Annotated in this window: 10 protein-coding genes and 2 pseudogenes; 7 read left to right on the top strand and 5 right to left on the bottom strand. The window is 66.1% G+C overall.

Annotation, left to right across the window (positions count from 1 at the left end; translation table 11 throughout):
* The first annotated feature begins 52 nt into the window (after positions 1–52).
* Both tkt and KW83_RS13765 read left to right on the top strand, forming a co-directional pair.
* Positions 53–2,068, top strand: a complete 2,016-nt coding sequence (tkt, locus tag KW83_RS13770) for a transketolase (protein ID WP_036179893.1) — start codon at positions 53–55, stop codon at positions 2,066–2,068.
* A gap of 323 nt (positions 2,069–2,391) precedes the next feature.
* Positions 2,392–2,742: a DUF488 domain-containing protein gene (locus KW83_RS13765; protein WP_036179891.1), complete on the top strand. Its 351-nt coding sequence runs from the start codon at positions 2,392–2,394 to the stop codon at positions 2,740–2,742.
* A 6-nt stretch (positions 2,743–2,748) separates the two neighbouring features.
* Here KW83_RS13765 and KW83_RS13760 read toward each other — a convergent pair whose 3' ends face one another.
* On the bottom strand, positions 2,749–4,398 hold the full coding sequence (locus KW83_RS13760; protein ID WP_036179890.1) for an alpha/beta hydrolase: 1,650 nt from the start codon (positions 4,396–4,398) through the stop codon (positions 2,749–2,751).
* Between the two features lie 953 nt (positions 4,399–5,351).
* The gene (locus KW83_RS13750; protein ID WP_036179884.1) at positions 5,352–6,419 is read right to left on the bottom strand and encodes a FliG C-terminal domain-containing protein; all 1,068 of its coding nucleotides are present in this window, start codon (positions 6,417–6,419) and stop codon (positions 5,352–5,354) included.
* A 391-nt stretch (positions 6,420–6,810) separates the two neighbouring features.
* Here KW83_RS13750 and KW83_RS20995 point away from each other — a divergent pair, with 391 nt between their 5' ends.
* Positions 6,811–6,954, top strand: a complete 144-nt coding sequence (locus KW83_RS20995; protein ID WP_161785506.1) for a hypothetical protein — start codon at positions 6,811–6,813, stop codon at positions 6,952–6,954.
* Between the two features lie 65 nt (positions 6,955–7,019).
* Here the strand turns inward: KW83_RS20995 and purB are convergent, their stop codons facing one another.
* Positions 7,020–8,336 carry an adenylosuccinate lyase gene (gene purB / locus KW83_RS13745; protein WP_036179881.1) on the bottom strand — a complete coding sequence of 439 codons (1,317 nt, stop codon included), beginning with the start codon at positions 8,334–8,336 and terminating at the stop codon, positions 7,020–7,022.
* 78 nt (positions 8,337–8,414) lie between these two features.
* Between purB and KW83_RS13740 the strand changes: the two genes are divergently transcribed.
* Positions 8,415–8,843 (top strand): DUF6314 family protein, encoded by a 429-nt coding sequence (locus tag KW83_RS13740; RefSeq protein ID WP_036179878.1) that lies wholly within the window; start codon positions 8,415–8,417, stop codon positions 8,841–8,843.
* Between the two features lie 12 nt (positions 8,844–8,855).
* Here the strand turns inward: KW83_RS13740 and KW83_RS20050 are convergent.
* Together KW83_RS20050 and KW83_RS13725 are read right to left on the bottom strand one after the other, a co-directional pair.
* Positions 8,856–9,796, bottom strand: a protein-coding gene (locus tag KW83_RS20050; protein ID WP_161785428.1) for an IS630 family transposase whose coding sequence is annotated in 2 segments (ribosomal slippage) — positions 8,856–9,461 and positions 9,464–9,796 — 939 coding nt in all. Because the reading frame shifts where the segments join, the coding sequence is not laid out codon by codon here.
* A 93-nt stretch (positions 9,797–9,889) separates the two neighbouring features.
* Positions 9,890–10,631: pseudogene (locus tag KW83_RS13725) on the bottom strand (IS256 family transposase); the annotation flags it as partial.
* Positions 10,632–11,127: 496 nt separating this feature from the next.
* On the opposite strand from KW83_RS13725, the pseudogene KW83_RS13715 reads away from it, so the two are divergent.
* The 3 genes and pseudogenes from KW83_RS13715 to KW83_RS21720 form a co-directional block, all read left to right on the top strand.
* Positions 11,128–11,501: pseudogene (locus KW83_RS13715) on the top strand (transposase); the annotation flags it as partial.
* Between the two features lie 92 nt (positions 11,502–11,593).
* On the top strand, positions 11,594–12,598 hold the full coding sequence (locus tag KW83_RS13710) for an IS481 family transposase (protein ID WP_036179874.1): 1,005 nt from the start codon (positions 11,594–11,596) through the stop codon (positions 12,596–12,598).
* Complete coding sequence (locus KW83_RS21720) at positions 12,564–12,689, top strand: IS110 family transposase (RefSeq protein ID WP_161785505.1); 126 nt, start codon at positions 12,564–12,566, stop codon at positions 12,687–12,689. The genes KW83_RS13710 and KW83_RS21720 overlap by 35 nt, the downstream gene beginning before the upstream one ends.
* Positions 12,690–12,787 lie beyond the last annotated feature (98 nt).

Here is a 12,787-nt window from a genome sequence, read left to right as displayed (position 1 = left end):
GGGCTGGTATCACCGCCAACGACATCTTTCCCCGGATCCGAAGGACGAGCCCATGGATATCGCCACCCTGCGCGAGCGGCACCCCGACCACTGGACCCGTTCGACCGCGATCCGCGTCCTGGCGCTCGATGCCGTGGCGCAGGCAAATTCCGGCCATTCCGGGATGCCCATGGGCATGGCCGACATCGCCACCGTCCTGTGGTCGAGGCACCTGAAGTTCGACGCGACCCATCCCGACTGGGCCGACCGCGACCGCTTCGTGCTGTCCAACGGCCACGGGTCCATGCTGCTTTACGCGCTGCTGCACCTCACCGGATACGAGGACATGACGCTGGACCAGCTGCGCGACTTCCGCCAGTGGGGCGCCAGGACCGCGGGGCATCCCGAATACCGCCACGCCAGGGGGATAGAGACCACCACCGGTCCGCTGGGGCAGGGTCTTGCCACGTCGGTCGGGATGGCCATCGCGGAGGAATCGCTCCGCGCGCGGTTCGGCAAGTCCGTCGTGGATCACCACACCTATGTCTTTGCCGGGGACGGCTGTCTGATGGAGGGTGTCAGCCATGAGGCGATCGCCATGGCCGGCCACCTCAAGCTGAGCCGGCTGATCGTGTTCTTCGACGACAACGGCATCTCTATCGACGGCAAGGTGTCGATGACCGACAGCACCGACCAGGTGAAGCGGTTCGACGCCTGCGGCTGGCATACCCAGAGCATCGACGGCCACGACCCCGACCAGATCGACGCCGCCATCGAGGCTGCGAAGAAGGCGGGCAAGCCGTCGATGATCTCCTGCCGCACCCATATCGCGCTGGGTTCCTCGGCGCAGGACACCGGCAAGGGTCACGGCGCGCTCACCGACCCCACGCTGATCGCGGACACCCGCAAGGCCTATGGCTGGGACCGGGCGCCGTTCGACATTCCCGACGAGATCGCCGGCTGGTGGACCGAAGTCGGCGCCCGCGGCGGCGCCGAGCGCGAGGCCTGGAACGACCGGGTCGAGGCGCTTGGCGCGGGCAAGCGCAAGCAGTTCGACGCGGCGATGACCGGAGAGATCCCGGCCCGGCTTTCCGGCGTGATCCGCGCGCTGAAAAAGCAGATGTCCGAAACCGCGCCCAAGCTGGCCACACGCGCCTCTTCCGAAAAGGTGCTGGAGGTCGTGAACCCCGTCGTGCGGGAGACCCTTGGCGGCTCAGCCGACCTGACGGGGTCGAACAATACCAAGACGGCCGATCTGGGCGTGTTTTCCGCCGAGGATCGCAAGGGCCGCTACATCCACTACGGCATCCGCGAGCACGGGATGGCCGCGGCGATGAACGGCATGGCGGTCCACGGCGGCATCCGTCCCTATGGCGGCACGTTCTTCGTGTTCACCGATTATGCGCGTCCGGCCATGCGGCTGTCGGCGTTGATGGGCGCGCCGGTGATCTACGTGATGACCCACGATTCCATCGGTCTGGGAGAGGACGGCCCCACCCACCAGCCGGTCGAGCATCTGGCGATGATGCGCGCCACGCCCAATGTCCAGGTGCTGCGCCCCTGCGATACGATCGAGACCGCCGAGGCCTGGGAGATCGCGCTGCGCACCACCGACAAGCCCACGGTGCTGGTGCTGACGCGTCAGGGTCTGCCGACCCTGCGCACCCAGCACAAGCCGCGCAACCTGTGCGAACAGGGCGCTTATGTGCTGTCCGATGCCGTGGCCAAGCGGCAGGCGGTGCTGATTGCCACGGGCTCCGAGGTGTCCCTGGCCATGGAGGCCAAGGCGACGCTGGAAGAGCAGGGCATCGGAACCCGCGTGGTGTCGATGCCGTCCTTCGAACTCTTCGCCGCGCAGGACGAAACCTATCGCCGCAAGGTGCTGGGATCGGGCCAGGTGCGCGTCGGGATCGAAGCCGCGGCGCGCCTGGGCTGGGACCGCTGGCTGCTGGGCGAACGCGGCCGGGAGGCCAAGGCCGGCTTCGTCGGCATGGAAGGTTTCGGCGCGTCCGCTCCGGCCGATGAGCTGTTCCGGCAATTCGGCATCACCGCGGACGCGGTGGTGGAAAAGGTCAAGTCGCTGCTCTGACGGTCCCGCTCAGGCTCCGGCCGGGTGTCACGGCCTGTCCGGATCTGGCGGAGCGTTGCCATCGCTGATTTGTCCCCATGGCAACGGTTCCGGTGTGCGTGTTCCATCCGCCGGAGGGAGGCGGACGGGCGATGCCCTGGCACTGTCAGCCCTTGCGGGTGCCGGGTCCGTCCGCCCCAAAGAACGGCGAGCCGCGCGTTCGGACCGCAGTGGGTCCCGAACTGGATTGACCTGTCCCGCGTGGCGAGCGAAGCCGACGGGTTCGATGGGTCTGCGCCACAACGCCGATGATCCGGAGGTGGCGATACGGGTATGGTGCCGACATGACGCAGATCTGGACGAGACGCGCGTATGACAAGCCGGGTCCCCAGGACGGTCAGCGCATCCTCGTCGACCGGATCTGGCCGCGCGGCATGTCGAAGGATGACCTGCAACTCGACGCGTGGATGAAGGACATCGCGCCGAGCGACGACCTGCGCCGCTGGTTCGGCCATGATCGCGACAAGTGGGACGCGTTCAGGACGCGCTATGCCCAGGAGCTGCGCGACAAGCCTGGGACTGTGGGCGCGCTTCGCGACAGAATCGCCGCGGGCCGGGTCACGCTGATCTATGGCGCGAAGGACAAGACGCACAACAACGCCGCCGCGCTCAAGGCGTATCTCGAAGAAACCTGACCGACGCTATTCGCGGTCGCAGCCCAGCTGGAAGCCGCTGTCGCAATGCGCCACCAGGCGCGACGTGTCGGCGTCGGTCCAGTCGTCGGGCGCCGTCACGGCGACCCACGGCCCGACATAGTCCCGCCCGAAATAGGAATGGCCGTACCCCGCCGGCGCCGTCGTCGCCAGAGCCATGTCCACGGCAAGCTGGAACTGCGTGACGACCGGCATGAACCGCATCTGGGGCGAAACGTCGGGGGCGGGCGGCTCGGTCATCCAGACCGGCGGGCGAAACAGCGAGGCGGGTTCGTAGAACACGATCGGGTCGCTGGGATATTGCAGGTAGACGAGCCGCATATCGCCCCAGCCCGCGGGTCCGCCGGCCCCGCGGTGATTGGACGCAAAGCGCACCAGCCGCCCGTCGCCCAGCACCGGGGCGACATACGGGCTGTCCGGATCGCGCGACGCGGTGATCCCCTGCCATTTCGAGGACGGAAACGGCGGCCCGGCCCAGAGCGCGCCGTCGATGGGATCGTCGAGCAGCGCGAAGAGACCGGTGCCGGACATCGAGGACCAGGCGCCAAGGCTGAGGCCGTGGATATAGAGCCTCGGGCGCATCTCTTCGGGCAGGCCGCGCCAGTAGCGATGGATGGCGCCGATCAGCGCCTCGGCCTGATCGAGCCCCGCGCGCGTCTCGAGGATCAGGGCCAGCGGGGATTGCAGGTAGGAATACTGCACCGCCACCGTTGCGATGTCGCCGCCATGCATGTATTCCACCGGATCGACCGCGCCGGGATCGAGCCAGCCGGTGCCGGTGGGCAAGGCCACGATCAGCACTTCGCGGTCGAAGCCGCCCTGGCGCCGAAGCTCGGCCAGGGCGGTTTCGGCGCGGTCCTCCGCGCCCTCCGCCTGCGCGAGCCCGACATAGACCCGGATGGGCCGCATCGCGTCGCGCCCGGTGAACGCCGCTATGTCATCGGCGCCGGGCCCCGACGTGACGTAGTCGCGGCCCGGCTGGCCCAGAGCGTCCCAATCGACGAGCGAGCCCGCGCCGCCGGTCACGATCCCGTCCGGCGCGGGCGGGGCGGTGTCGAACAGCGCCTGCGCCGTCGTGTAAGACGCATCGAGCCCGGCGATCGCCCGGTCGAGAACGCCATCCCGCGTCACCGTCACGATGAGCAGCGCCGTCAGCACGAACCCCGCGACATTCGCGGCCCGTGCCGGCAGGTAGCGATAGAGCCGGAATCGGACGCGGTCGAACAGCCATTGCAGCGCGATGCCGATCGCGAACAGGACCGCGAAGACAGCGAGCGCGACAAGAAGCATCCGGACGGTATGCGTGGTCCGGAGCGGTGGCATCTCCATGCGCAGGCGAATGCCGTTCTGCCAGCCCTGCGTATTCAGCAGGCAAAGGAGAAGAATGATCGCGGCGGGGACCATGATCGCAACGCCCAGAACCACGCGCGTCCGACCGCGGGCTTCGGGAAGTTGAAGCAGACGCCAGAGCGACAGCACCGCGCGACCGATCAGGTAGCCGAGCGCCATGACCAGCCCACCGAGCGTGCCCTGCACGACCCATCCGCGTGGTATCAGCGTCGGCGTCAGCGACGCGCCGAAGAACACCAGCCCCAGCGCCAAAGGCAGGATGTAGAGGTGGCGGACCGGCGCGGTCATGCGGGACCGGCCGCAGGCGCGGCACGCCAGTCCGTCAGCCGATCCAGCGGCGCGACAGCGAAGGCGGCGGCAAACGCGCCGGTCGGCGTCAGGGCGATCCGTCTGCAAGTCGCGTCGTCGAGGTCGCGCGTACCCCGGGCACCGGCGACGGGGGCGAGCGTCATGGGAAAGGCATATGGGCAGACCATACCGGTAGGGATCCCACATCGGTTTCTGTCCCGACCATAGCCCGCCGCGTCGGATCAGGCACGGACCTATCGCCCTGCGCGGGGACATCGGCAGAGTTCAGCCCCAGGATCGCGGCGAAGGACGGCGCGCCTGTCGGACTCAGGCGAATGTCATGCAACGGTTTGTTGGCGACAAGCGGACCGGTAACGTGCGTCTCCGTGCACGGCCGGAACCGATGAGCGCCGCGGCTGCGTGCCCCCCAGCCATGCGGCCCTTGCCGTCAGCGATGACGACCGCGAGCGACGTGCCGGCAACACGACCTCACCGCGGCCGAACGTTCCGTCGGTGCGGCCCGGCTACGGATACACGGCGCGGGTTCGAGCCCGCAGTCTGCGGATCGCTTACCGATCGGTTCGTCGCGGCAGGATGTGGCGCCCCGCTCGATACTCTGCCCGCGTGTCCGACGATCCGTCGGGGCGGGCTCGGACCGGGACTGCACGGCATCCACCGCCGCGACCGGTGCCCGTGCTGTCCGTTCGTGATCCACGCCCGTCCGGCGTCCAGTTCCCGGCGCCGATGAACCAGTTTGCGCTGCGCAGACGGTGCCGTGGGCCGGGTCGCCTTGCGCTCCGGCCCACCGGCGCCTTCGCCGCCAGGATCGCCGGTCGCACGCCGCCTGCGGTGCGGCTTTGTCTGACCCGAACCTGGGCGCCGACTTCAAGGTTGGCGTCCCGCTCTTGCGCCGCCGTCTCACGCCGGTCCGCAGGCCGCCGGTCCGCGGCGCGTCAGCTTGCCGGCGGGCGATCGGAAAGCTTGATCTCACCGGCATCCGAGAGGCGGCGGATCGCGCGGACGATGTCGATATGGGCGCGCTCGGCCTCGGCGGCGTCGGGCTCTCCCAGTTCGGCAACCTCCTCCCGGATCGAATCGGCCAGCCGGCCCGGGAGGTTCGACAACAAGAACTCCGCGACGGCGGCAAGCGCCGGCGCTGCCGTGGCGCCGGCCAGGGCGAGCACCAGGCGCTCCTGCTCGACAGCCTTGGCCACCGACGGTACGTCGCGCGCCTCCAGCCGCGCGGGGATGTCGGCAAAGGTGAAGATCGCCAGGCGGACCTCCGCGGCCAGCGCCTCATCCTCTTCGGAGAGACCGGCGAGTACCTCTTCCCGGGTCGGGGCCGGCGCCACATCGAGGATCGCGCCCAGGCGCGCCACGGCGGCGGCGGCGAAGGCGCGGGGGGGCTCCGCCTTGAGTTCCGCCGCCAGAGCGACGCCGATCCGCTTCACCGCGTCCGGGGCGATGCCGGAGGTTTCCGACACCGCGATGGTCAGGCGGCGCGCGTCGGGGCCGGGCAGGGCGGATAGAAGGTCCGCCGCCTTCGCGATGTCGAGCTTGGACAGGACGACCGCCCCGATTTCGGGGCTTTCGTTGCGGATCAGCTGCAAAAGGCGCGGTACGGGAAACGCGGCGATCGTGTCCCAGGGATCGTCGCCCCAGATGACGCCCGATTGCTGACGGAGTTTTGCGGCCATGTCCGGGCTGATCGCCCCTTCGAGGATCCGGAGCGTGCCTTCGAGCCCGCCGGGAAAGGCCAGACCGATGGAGTCCAGCTCTGTCGCGAATTCTTCGATGACGTTGCGCAGCGTCCCGCGGTCGATGAACCGCATGGCGCTGATCTGGCGGGTCAGTTCCGCCTGAAGCTGTTCGGGCAGGTCCGACAGCGGCAACTGCACGCCTTCGGCAAGCAAAAGGCGGACGACGATGGCCGCCTTCTGCCGGCGCGTGAACCCCGAGGAGGGAAGATCGGGTGGAAGAGCGTTCCGGTCCGTATCGCGAATCGCCAGCCCAGAGCTCATGTTCATCCTTTCCCGGAGGTCTTCGTGCGGGTCAGATTAGCCGCAAGAGTGTTAAGGCCGGATTACGGTCAGCCGGCGAGAGGCACGCAGGCGGCAATCCCGCAGCCGTCAACCGTGCCGGCCGCGCGCGATAGGGAATATCCCGACCTGGAGCAACAGGCGATGACGACTCGCATCGACGCAGGCCGGCAGGACTTCGATAGTCACCCGTTCCTCAAACGCCGACACGCAACACCGGCGGATGTCAGCGACGGCCGAAACACCACTCTCGGCAACGGTTCGGGCGACGCTTCGGTGCCGTGACCGCGATCACATCGCCGCCGCCGCGAACGGAGCAGAGTCAATGGCATGGGGCGGCGGGTCCGCTCCGGATTGTCGAGGAGATCAACCCATGTCGCGCATCATTCTTCTGCTGATCACCGGCGCCGTCCTGTCGGCTTGCGGGGCCACGACGGCGCAAACCGTCCGCGCCACGACCATGTCGGCCGAGCAGCCACCGACGTCAAAGGCGCACCTGATCGTACCGCGTTATTGACCTGGCGCACGAAACCGCCAGCGGCGTGGGGCGGCGAAAGAACCGGTCCGGGAGAGGGACCGGCCCTAGCCGGGATCCCCGTCGCCAAAGACGCGGTCAAAGATCGTGTCCACATGCTTGGTGTGGTAGTCCAGATCGAATTTCTCCGCGATCTCCCCGGGCGACAGGGCGGCGGTCACGTCCGCGTCGGCCAGAAGCTCGGTCTTGAAATCCTTGCCCTCGGTCCAGACCTTCATCGCGTTCCGTTGAACAAGGGCGTAAGCGTTCTCCCGGCTGACGCCAGCCTGGGTCAGGGCCAGCAGCACCCTTTGCGACATCACCAGCCCGCGGAACCTGTGCATGTTCTCCAGCATCCGCTCGGGGTAGATGACCAGCTTCTCGATCAGCCCGGTCAGTCGTGCCAGCGCGAAATCCAGCGTCACCGTGGTGTCGGGCCCGATGTTTCGCTCTACGCTGGAGTGCGATATGTCGCGTTCATGCCAGAGGGCGACGTTCTCCATGGCCGGGATGACCGCCATCCGCACAAGCCGGGCAAGCCCGGTGAGGTTCTCCGACAGCACCGGGTTGCGCTTGTGCGGCATGGCCGATGAGCCCTTCTGGCCCTTTGAGAAGAATTCCTCTGCCTCCAGCACCTCGGTCCGCTGCATGTGGCGGATCTCGGTGGCGATGTTCTCGATGCTGCTGGCGACGACGCCCAGGGTAGCAAAGAAGGCGGCATGTCGGTCGCGCGGGATCACCTGGGTGGAAATGGGCTCCGGTACCAGGCCCAGCTTGTCGCAGACGTGGTCCTCGACCGCCGGGTCGATATTGGCGAAGGTGCCGACCGCGCCGGAAATCGCACCCGTGGCGATTTCGGCCCGGGCGTCGCGCAGCCGGGTCAGGTTGCGGTCCATCTCGGCGTAGAAACGCGCGAAGGTCAGGCCCATGGTCGTCGGTTCGGCGTGAATCCCGTGGGACCGGCCGATGCGCACCGTGTCCTTGTGCTCGAAGGCGCGGGTCTTGAGGGCGACGAGCAGCTTTTCCACATCGGCGATCAGGATGTCCGACGCACGGGTGAGCTGGACGTTGAAACAGGTGTCGAGCACGTCCGAAGACGTCATCCCCTGGTGGACGAAGCGCGCGTTGTCGGCGCCGAGGATCTCGGCCAGATGGGTGAGGAAGGCGATGACGTCGTGGCGGGTCTCGGCCTCGATCTCGTCGATACGGGCAACGTCGAACGTGGCGTCCTTTGCGGCCCAGACGGCACGCGCGCTTTCCTTTGGGATCACGCCGAGGTCGGCCATGGCGTCGCAGGCGTGGGCCTCGATCTCGAACCAGATGCGGAACTTCGACTGTGGCTCCCAGATCGCAACCATTTCGGGACGGGAATAACGGGGGATCATGGCGCGCGGCCTTCTTGCTAGCATGGCGGGATCGGGCGCGGTGTAGACCGCGCGACCGGGGGCGGCAAGGAGGACCGGATGGCGCTCGGACTGCAGGATTTCGCCGGATGCTGGTCGCTCCGCCGTGAGATCACCGGGCCCGACCGCACGCCCATGGGCTGTCTGACGGGCCGGGCCGCGTTCGTCCTGGAGGGCACGACGCTCATCTACTGTGAGGACGGCTGCCTGATGATCAACGATCGCAGCATGGCGGCCAGCCAGACCCATACCTGGCGCCAGGACGGGGCGCGTATCCACGTCACCTTCGGCGACGGGCGCCCGTTCCATTGCTTCGACGCCAGCGTGCACACGCCGCGGGCGCGCCATCGCTGCGCGCCTGATCTCTACGTGGTCTCGTACGATTTCGGCCGCTGGCCGAGATGGGAGACCGAGTGGGAGGTGATCGGGCCGAAAAAGGACTACCGGATGCGCTCGACCTACCGCCGGCTGCATCCGGCGGATCAATAGAGCATGATGAGATTAGCTTGAAGCGTATCCAGTATTGGCGAGGTAGTTCGCGCACTCCTGTGGGCTGAAGCGGTCGAGCAGTGTCCCGATCCTGCGCCACGTTGCCTCCATTGTGCGCTCGGCTGCGTTGCGGAGCATGTGTTTGAGCTTCGAGAAGACCTGTTCAATCGGGTTCAGGTCGGGGCTGTAGGGCGGCAGAAAAAGTAGATGCGCTTTCGCGTTACGGATCGCCTGCCGCACGGCTTGCCCTTTGTGGCTGCCCAGATTGTCCATAACCACCACATCGCCCGGGCGCAGGGTTGGGACGAGCACGTGCGCGACATAAGCCCGGAACGCTTCGCCGTTGACGGGACCGTCCAAAACAAAGGGCGCGTCGATCCGATCATGACGCAGCGCTGCGATAAAGGTCATGGTGCGCCAGTGACCATGCGGGGCCCGCCCGATCAGGCGTTCACCTCTGGGAGCCCAGCCGCGCAGCGGGGCCATGTTGGTCTTGGCCCAGGTTTCATCAATGAACACGAGACGACGGGGGTCGATCCGGCCCTGGTGCCGCTTCCAGCGCACACGGCGGCGGCTCACGTCGGGGCGGTTCTGCTCCTCGGCGAGTTGGGTCTTTTTTTGAACGAGTAGCCCGTGCGGCGCACGAAGGCCCAGACGGTGCGGTAGTCGACCTTGAGCCCGCGCTCGGCCAGTTCCACCACCAGTCCGCGCAGTGTGAACGGCTCCGTTATCCGCTCCAGAAGCCACGCCTCATGCCCGCCTGCAATCTTGCGTGGCGGGTGGCCGCCTGTCCCTGCCGGAGCGCAACTCCCGGTCGCACGCAAACGCTGCGACCACTTCACAACACTGGACGGAGCCACATCCAGGGCCGCTGCGACCTGACGCACGCTCTCGCCCCCCAACAGCCGCGCCATTGCCCTCTCTCGAAGGTCCATTGAAAGTGCTCTACCCACTACTCGCCCTCCATCTTGTGGTCGGCAACAGTGAATCACCAAAATGCAGGCCTGTGAATCCTCTATCGATTCAGGCTGATTTCATCCCGCTCTAGCAGCCCGGAGGCCGGTGTGAGCATCGCTGATCACCAGCCTGACCCCGTCCAGGCCCCGGGCCTTCAGGGATCGCAGGAACTCGGTCCAGAAGGTCGCGGTCTCCGAAGGTCCAACGCCGAGCCCGATGATTTCCCTACGGCCCTCGGTGTTTGCGGCGACGGCGATTATGGCCGCGACAGGCACGATGCGTCCACCCTGGCGGACCTTCAGGTAGGTCGCGTCCAGCCAGACATAGGGCCATTCACCCGTCAACGGACGGTTCAGGAACTCGCCGACGCGCTCGTCGATATCCTTGCACAGCTTCGACACGGTGCTCTTCGAGATGCCGGACAGGCCCATTGCCTGCACCAGCTCGTCCACACGGCGGGTGGAGACACCGCCGATCCAGGCCTCCTGGAGCGAGCCATGTGGTCACCATCGGTTCGAGACCCATGGCGAGCGCGACCAAGGCTTGCTCCGAGGTCTCCCGCGCCTCGAGGAAGCCCGGGAAGTAGCTGCCCTGCCGGAGCTTCCGCACCCGCAGGTTCAGCGTGCCCAGCCGGGTATCGAGGGCGCGCTCTCGATACCCGTTGCGCCAGGTCGTCCGCTCGCCGCTGCATTCATGCCGCCCGGCATCGATCAGGCCGTCGACATCAGCTTTCATGATCAGTTGCAGCACCGCCTCGGCGATGGTGCGCAGGAAGTCTCCCTGATCATGCTTGGCCAGCAGCTCGGACAGGTCCATGTTGGTCTTGGTCATCGGGGTCTCCGTGTGGTCCGTGGTTGAAGCGTCGAAACTCCACCTCGATGGCCACCCGGGATCACACCGATGAAGGCGCAGAAATTACACCACGTGCGCGGACACTAACCTCCCAGCCCACCGAACTGGGACGTCAAGCCAAGGCATTGGCGGACCGGATTCTGGAGGTAGGACCTCTACCATGGAACTCGCGTGAGCGAGATGACTCGCGCTATGCCATAACCGACATGATCGAGGACATTCGCGATCCTCGCGGCCGGGACGAGCTCCGTTCGGTAATTGCGACCCTCTACGCTGCGATGGCGAACCACTGCTGCCGGTCGCGCAATCTCTGGTCGGCCAAGAAGAAGGCCATTCCAAGACACCTCATGGCCCTCGACCCCGCATTCTGTCGGCAGTTTCTCTCCGCGTTCGATCTCGCATTCGCCCAGAGTGGACCTGTCGCGGTTTGATGCCGCTCCTTTGATAGCATTTACTGCAACAAAGGAGACGAACTATGGGATTGAAACGGACGGACGAATTCCGCCAGGATGCGGTGCGTATTGCGCTGACCAGCGGGCTGACGCGCAAGCAGGTGGCTGATGATCTGGGCGTTGGAATGTCGACGCTGAACAAATGGATCACAGCGCATCGAGACACGAACGTGGTTTCACAAGAGGATTTGGACCTCGCCAAAGAGAATGAGCGGCTTCGACGTGAGATCCGGCTTCTCAGGGAGGAGAGGGAAATCCTAAAAAAGGCCACCCAGTTCTTCGCGGGCCTAAAGCAATGAGATTTAGGTTTGTCGAGGAACACAGGAACCATTTCCCAGCCAACCGTTTATGCAGTGTCGTTGGCGTCAGCACACGTGGCTTGCGGGCCTTCCGTAGCTGTTCAGTCCCGGACGATCACATAGACTCTCGCCGGTCTGCGCTCTTCATGGCAAGGTCGTTTCTGCGTGAGGTTCGGGATGGGGGACGATCATGCTGATCTCTCTTCACAAGCAGGCGACGACGACACCCAGGATCAGAGCTGCGATGCAGGCGAGCGATGAGCCGGCGTGGATGGTTGCGGAGCGCTACAGCATCTCCGAACAGACGGTCTGGAAGTGGCGCAAGCGGGATGGCGTTCACGACCACAGCCACACCGCGCACAGGCTGCAGACGACGCTGACCCCTGCCCAGGAGGCGGTTGCCGTAGCGTTGCGGAAGGCTCTGCTGTTGCCGCTCGACGACCTGCTGTCCGTCGTTCGCGAGTTCCTGAACCCGAACGTCTCGCGCTCCGGGCTGGATCGCTGTTTGCGGCGACATGGGGTGAGCAAGCTCCGCGACCTCACACCAAAGGCGCCGAAGCCTGCGCACAAGCCTTTCAGGGCCTATGAGCCCGGCTATCTGCATGTCGACGTGAAATACCTGCCGCAGATGCCGGACGAGCAGCGGCGACGCTACCTCTTCGTGGCGATTGACCGTGCGACCCGATGGGTCTTCGTCCGCATCTACCCAGCGAAGACGGCCGCCAACGCGCGCCGCTTCCTGCGTGACCTGGAGCGCGCCGCGCCGATGAAGATCACACGTGTTCTCACCGACAACGGCAAGGAGTTCACCGACCGGCTGTTCGGCCTGCGCAAGCGCGCGGCCACGGGCAACCACGAGTTCGACCGCCTCTGTGCCGACCTCGGGATCGAGCATCGCCTCGCACCACCGATGCGGCCGCAAACCAACGGCATGGTGGAGCGCTTCAACGGGCGGATCGAGGACGTCCTGCAGAGTCATCGCTTCCGATCAGGCGAGGACCTTGAGCAGACGATCCTGCGCTATGTCCGCCTCTACAACGGCCAGCTCCCGCAATCCGTCCTGAAGGGCAGAACGCCTATCGACGCCCTCAAGGACTGGCATCGCCAAAAGCCAAGGCTCTTCAAAAAGCGGCCATACAATCAAGCGGGATCTGACACCTATGACCTATTATGTGGGGATCGACGCATCTCTTGAGACCGTGAACATCTGTATCGTCGATGAGGAAGGAACCGTCGCGCTCGAAAGCAAGATCGAGGCGGAACCTTCCTCGATCCTGGCTCTATAGCGAGTTGCGCACTGCCGGATTGCCGGCCGTCTGCATGGAATGTCGACATGTGAAGGCCGGACTGGGCGCGATGCGGAACAAGACTGGACCTGTCGCGA

The sequence above is a fragment of the Palleronia rufa genome (assembly GCF_000743715.1).
GTDB classification, from domain to species: Bacteria; Pseudomonadota; Alphaproteobacteria; order Rhodobacterales; family Rhodobacteraceae; genus Palleronia; species Palleronia rufa.
Note: the sequence above shows the minus strand (reverse complement) of the source record. Positions and strands in the feature narration are given on the sequence as shown.

Bases quoted from the DNA above. Each gene is read 5' to 3' on its own strand.
- tkt (WP_036179893.1), top strand. From the start codon at position 53: ATGGATATCGCCACCCTGCGCGAGCGGCACCCCGACCACTGGACCCGT.
- KW83_RS13765 (WP_036179891.1), top strand. From the start codon at position 2,392: ATGACGCAGATCTGGACGAGACGCGCGTATGACAAGCCGGGTCCCCAG.
- KW83_RS13760 (WP_036179890.1), bottom strand. From the start codon at position 4,398: ATGACCGCGCCGGTCCGCCACCTCTACATCCTGCCTTTGGCGCTGGGG.
- KW83_RS13750 (WP_036179884.1), bottom strand. From the start codon at position 6,419: ATGAGCTCTGGGCTGGCGATTCGCGATACGGACCGGAACGCTCTTCCA.
- KW83_RS20995 (WP_161785506.1), top strand. From the start codon at position 6,811: ATGTCGCGCATCATTCTTCTGCTGATCACCGGCGCCGTCCTGTCGGCT.
- purB (WP_036179881.1), bottom strand. From the start codon at position 8,336: ATGATCCCCCGTTATTCCCGTCCCGAAATGGTTGCGATCTGGGAGCCA.
- KW83_RS13740 (WP_036179878.1), top strand. From the start codon at position 8,415: ATGGCGCTCGGACTGCAGGATTTCGCCGGATGCTGGTCGCTCCGCCGT.
- KW83_RS13710 (WP_036179874.1), top strand. From the start codon at position 11,594: ATGCTGATCTCTCTTCACAAGCAGGCGACGACGACACCCAGGATCAGA.
- KW83_RS21720 (WP_161785505.1), top strand. From the start codon at position 12,564: ATGACCTATTATGTGGGGATCGACGCATCTCTTGAGACCGTGAACATC.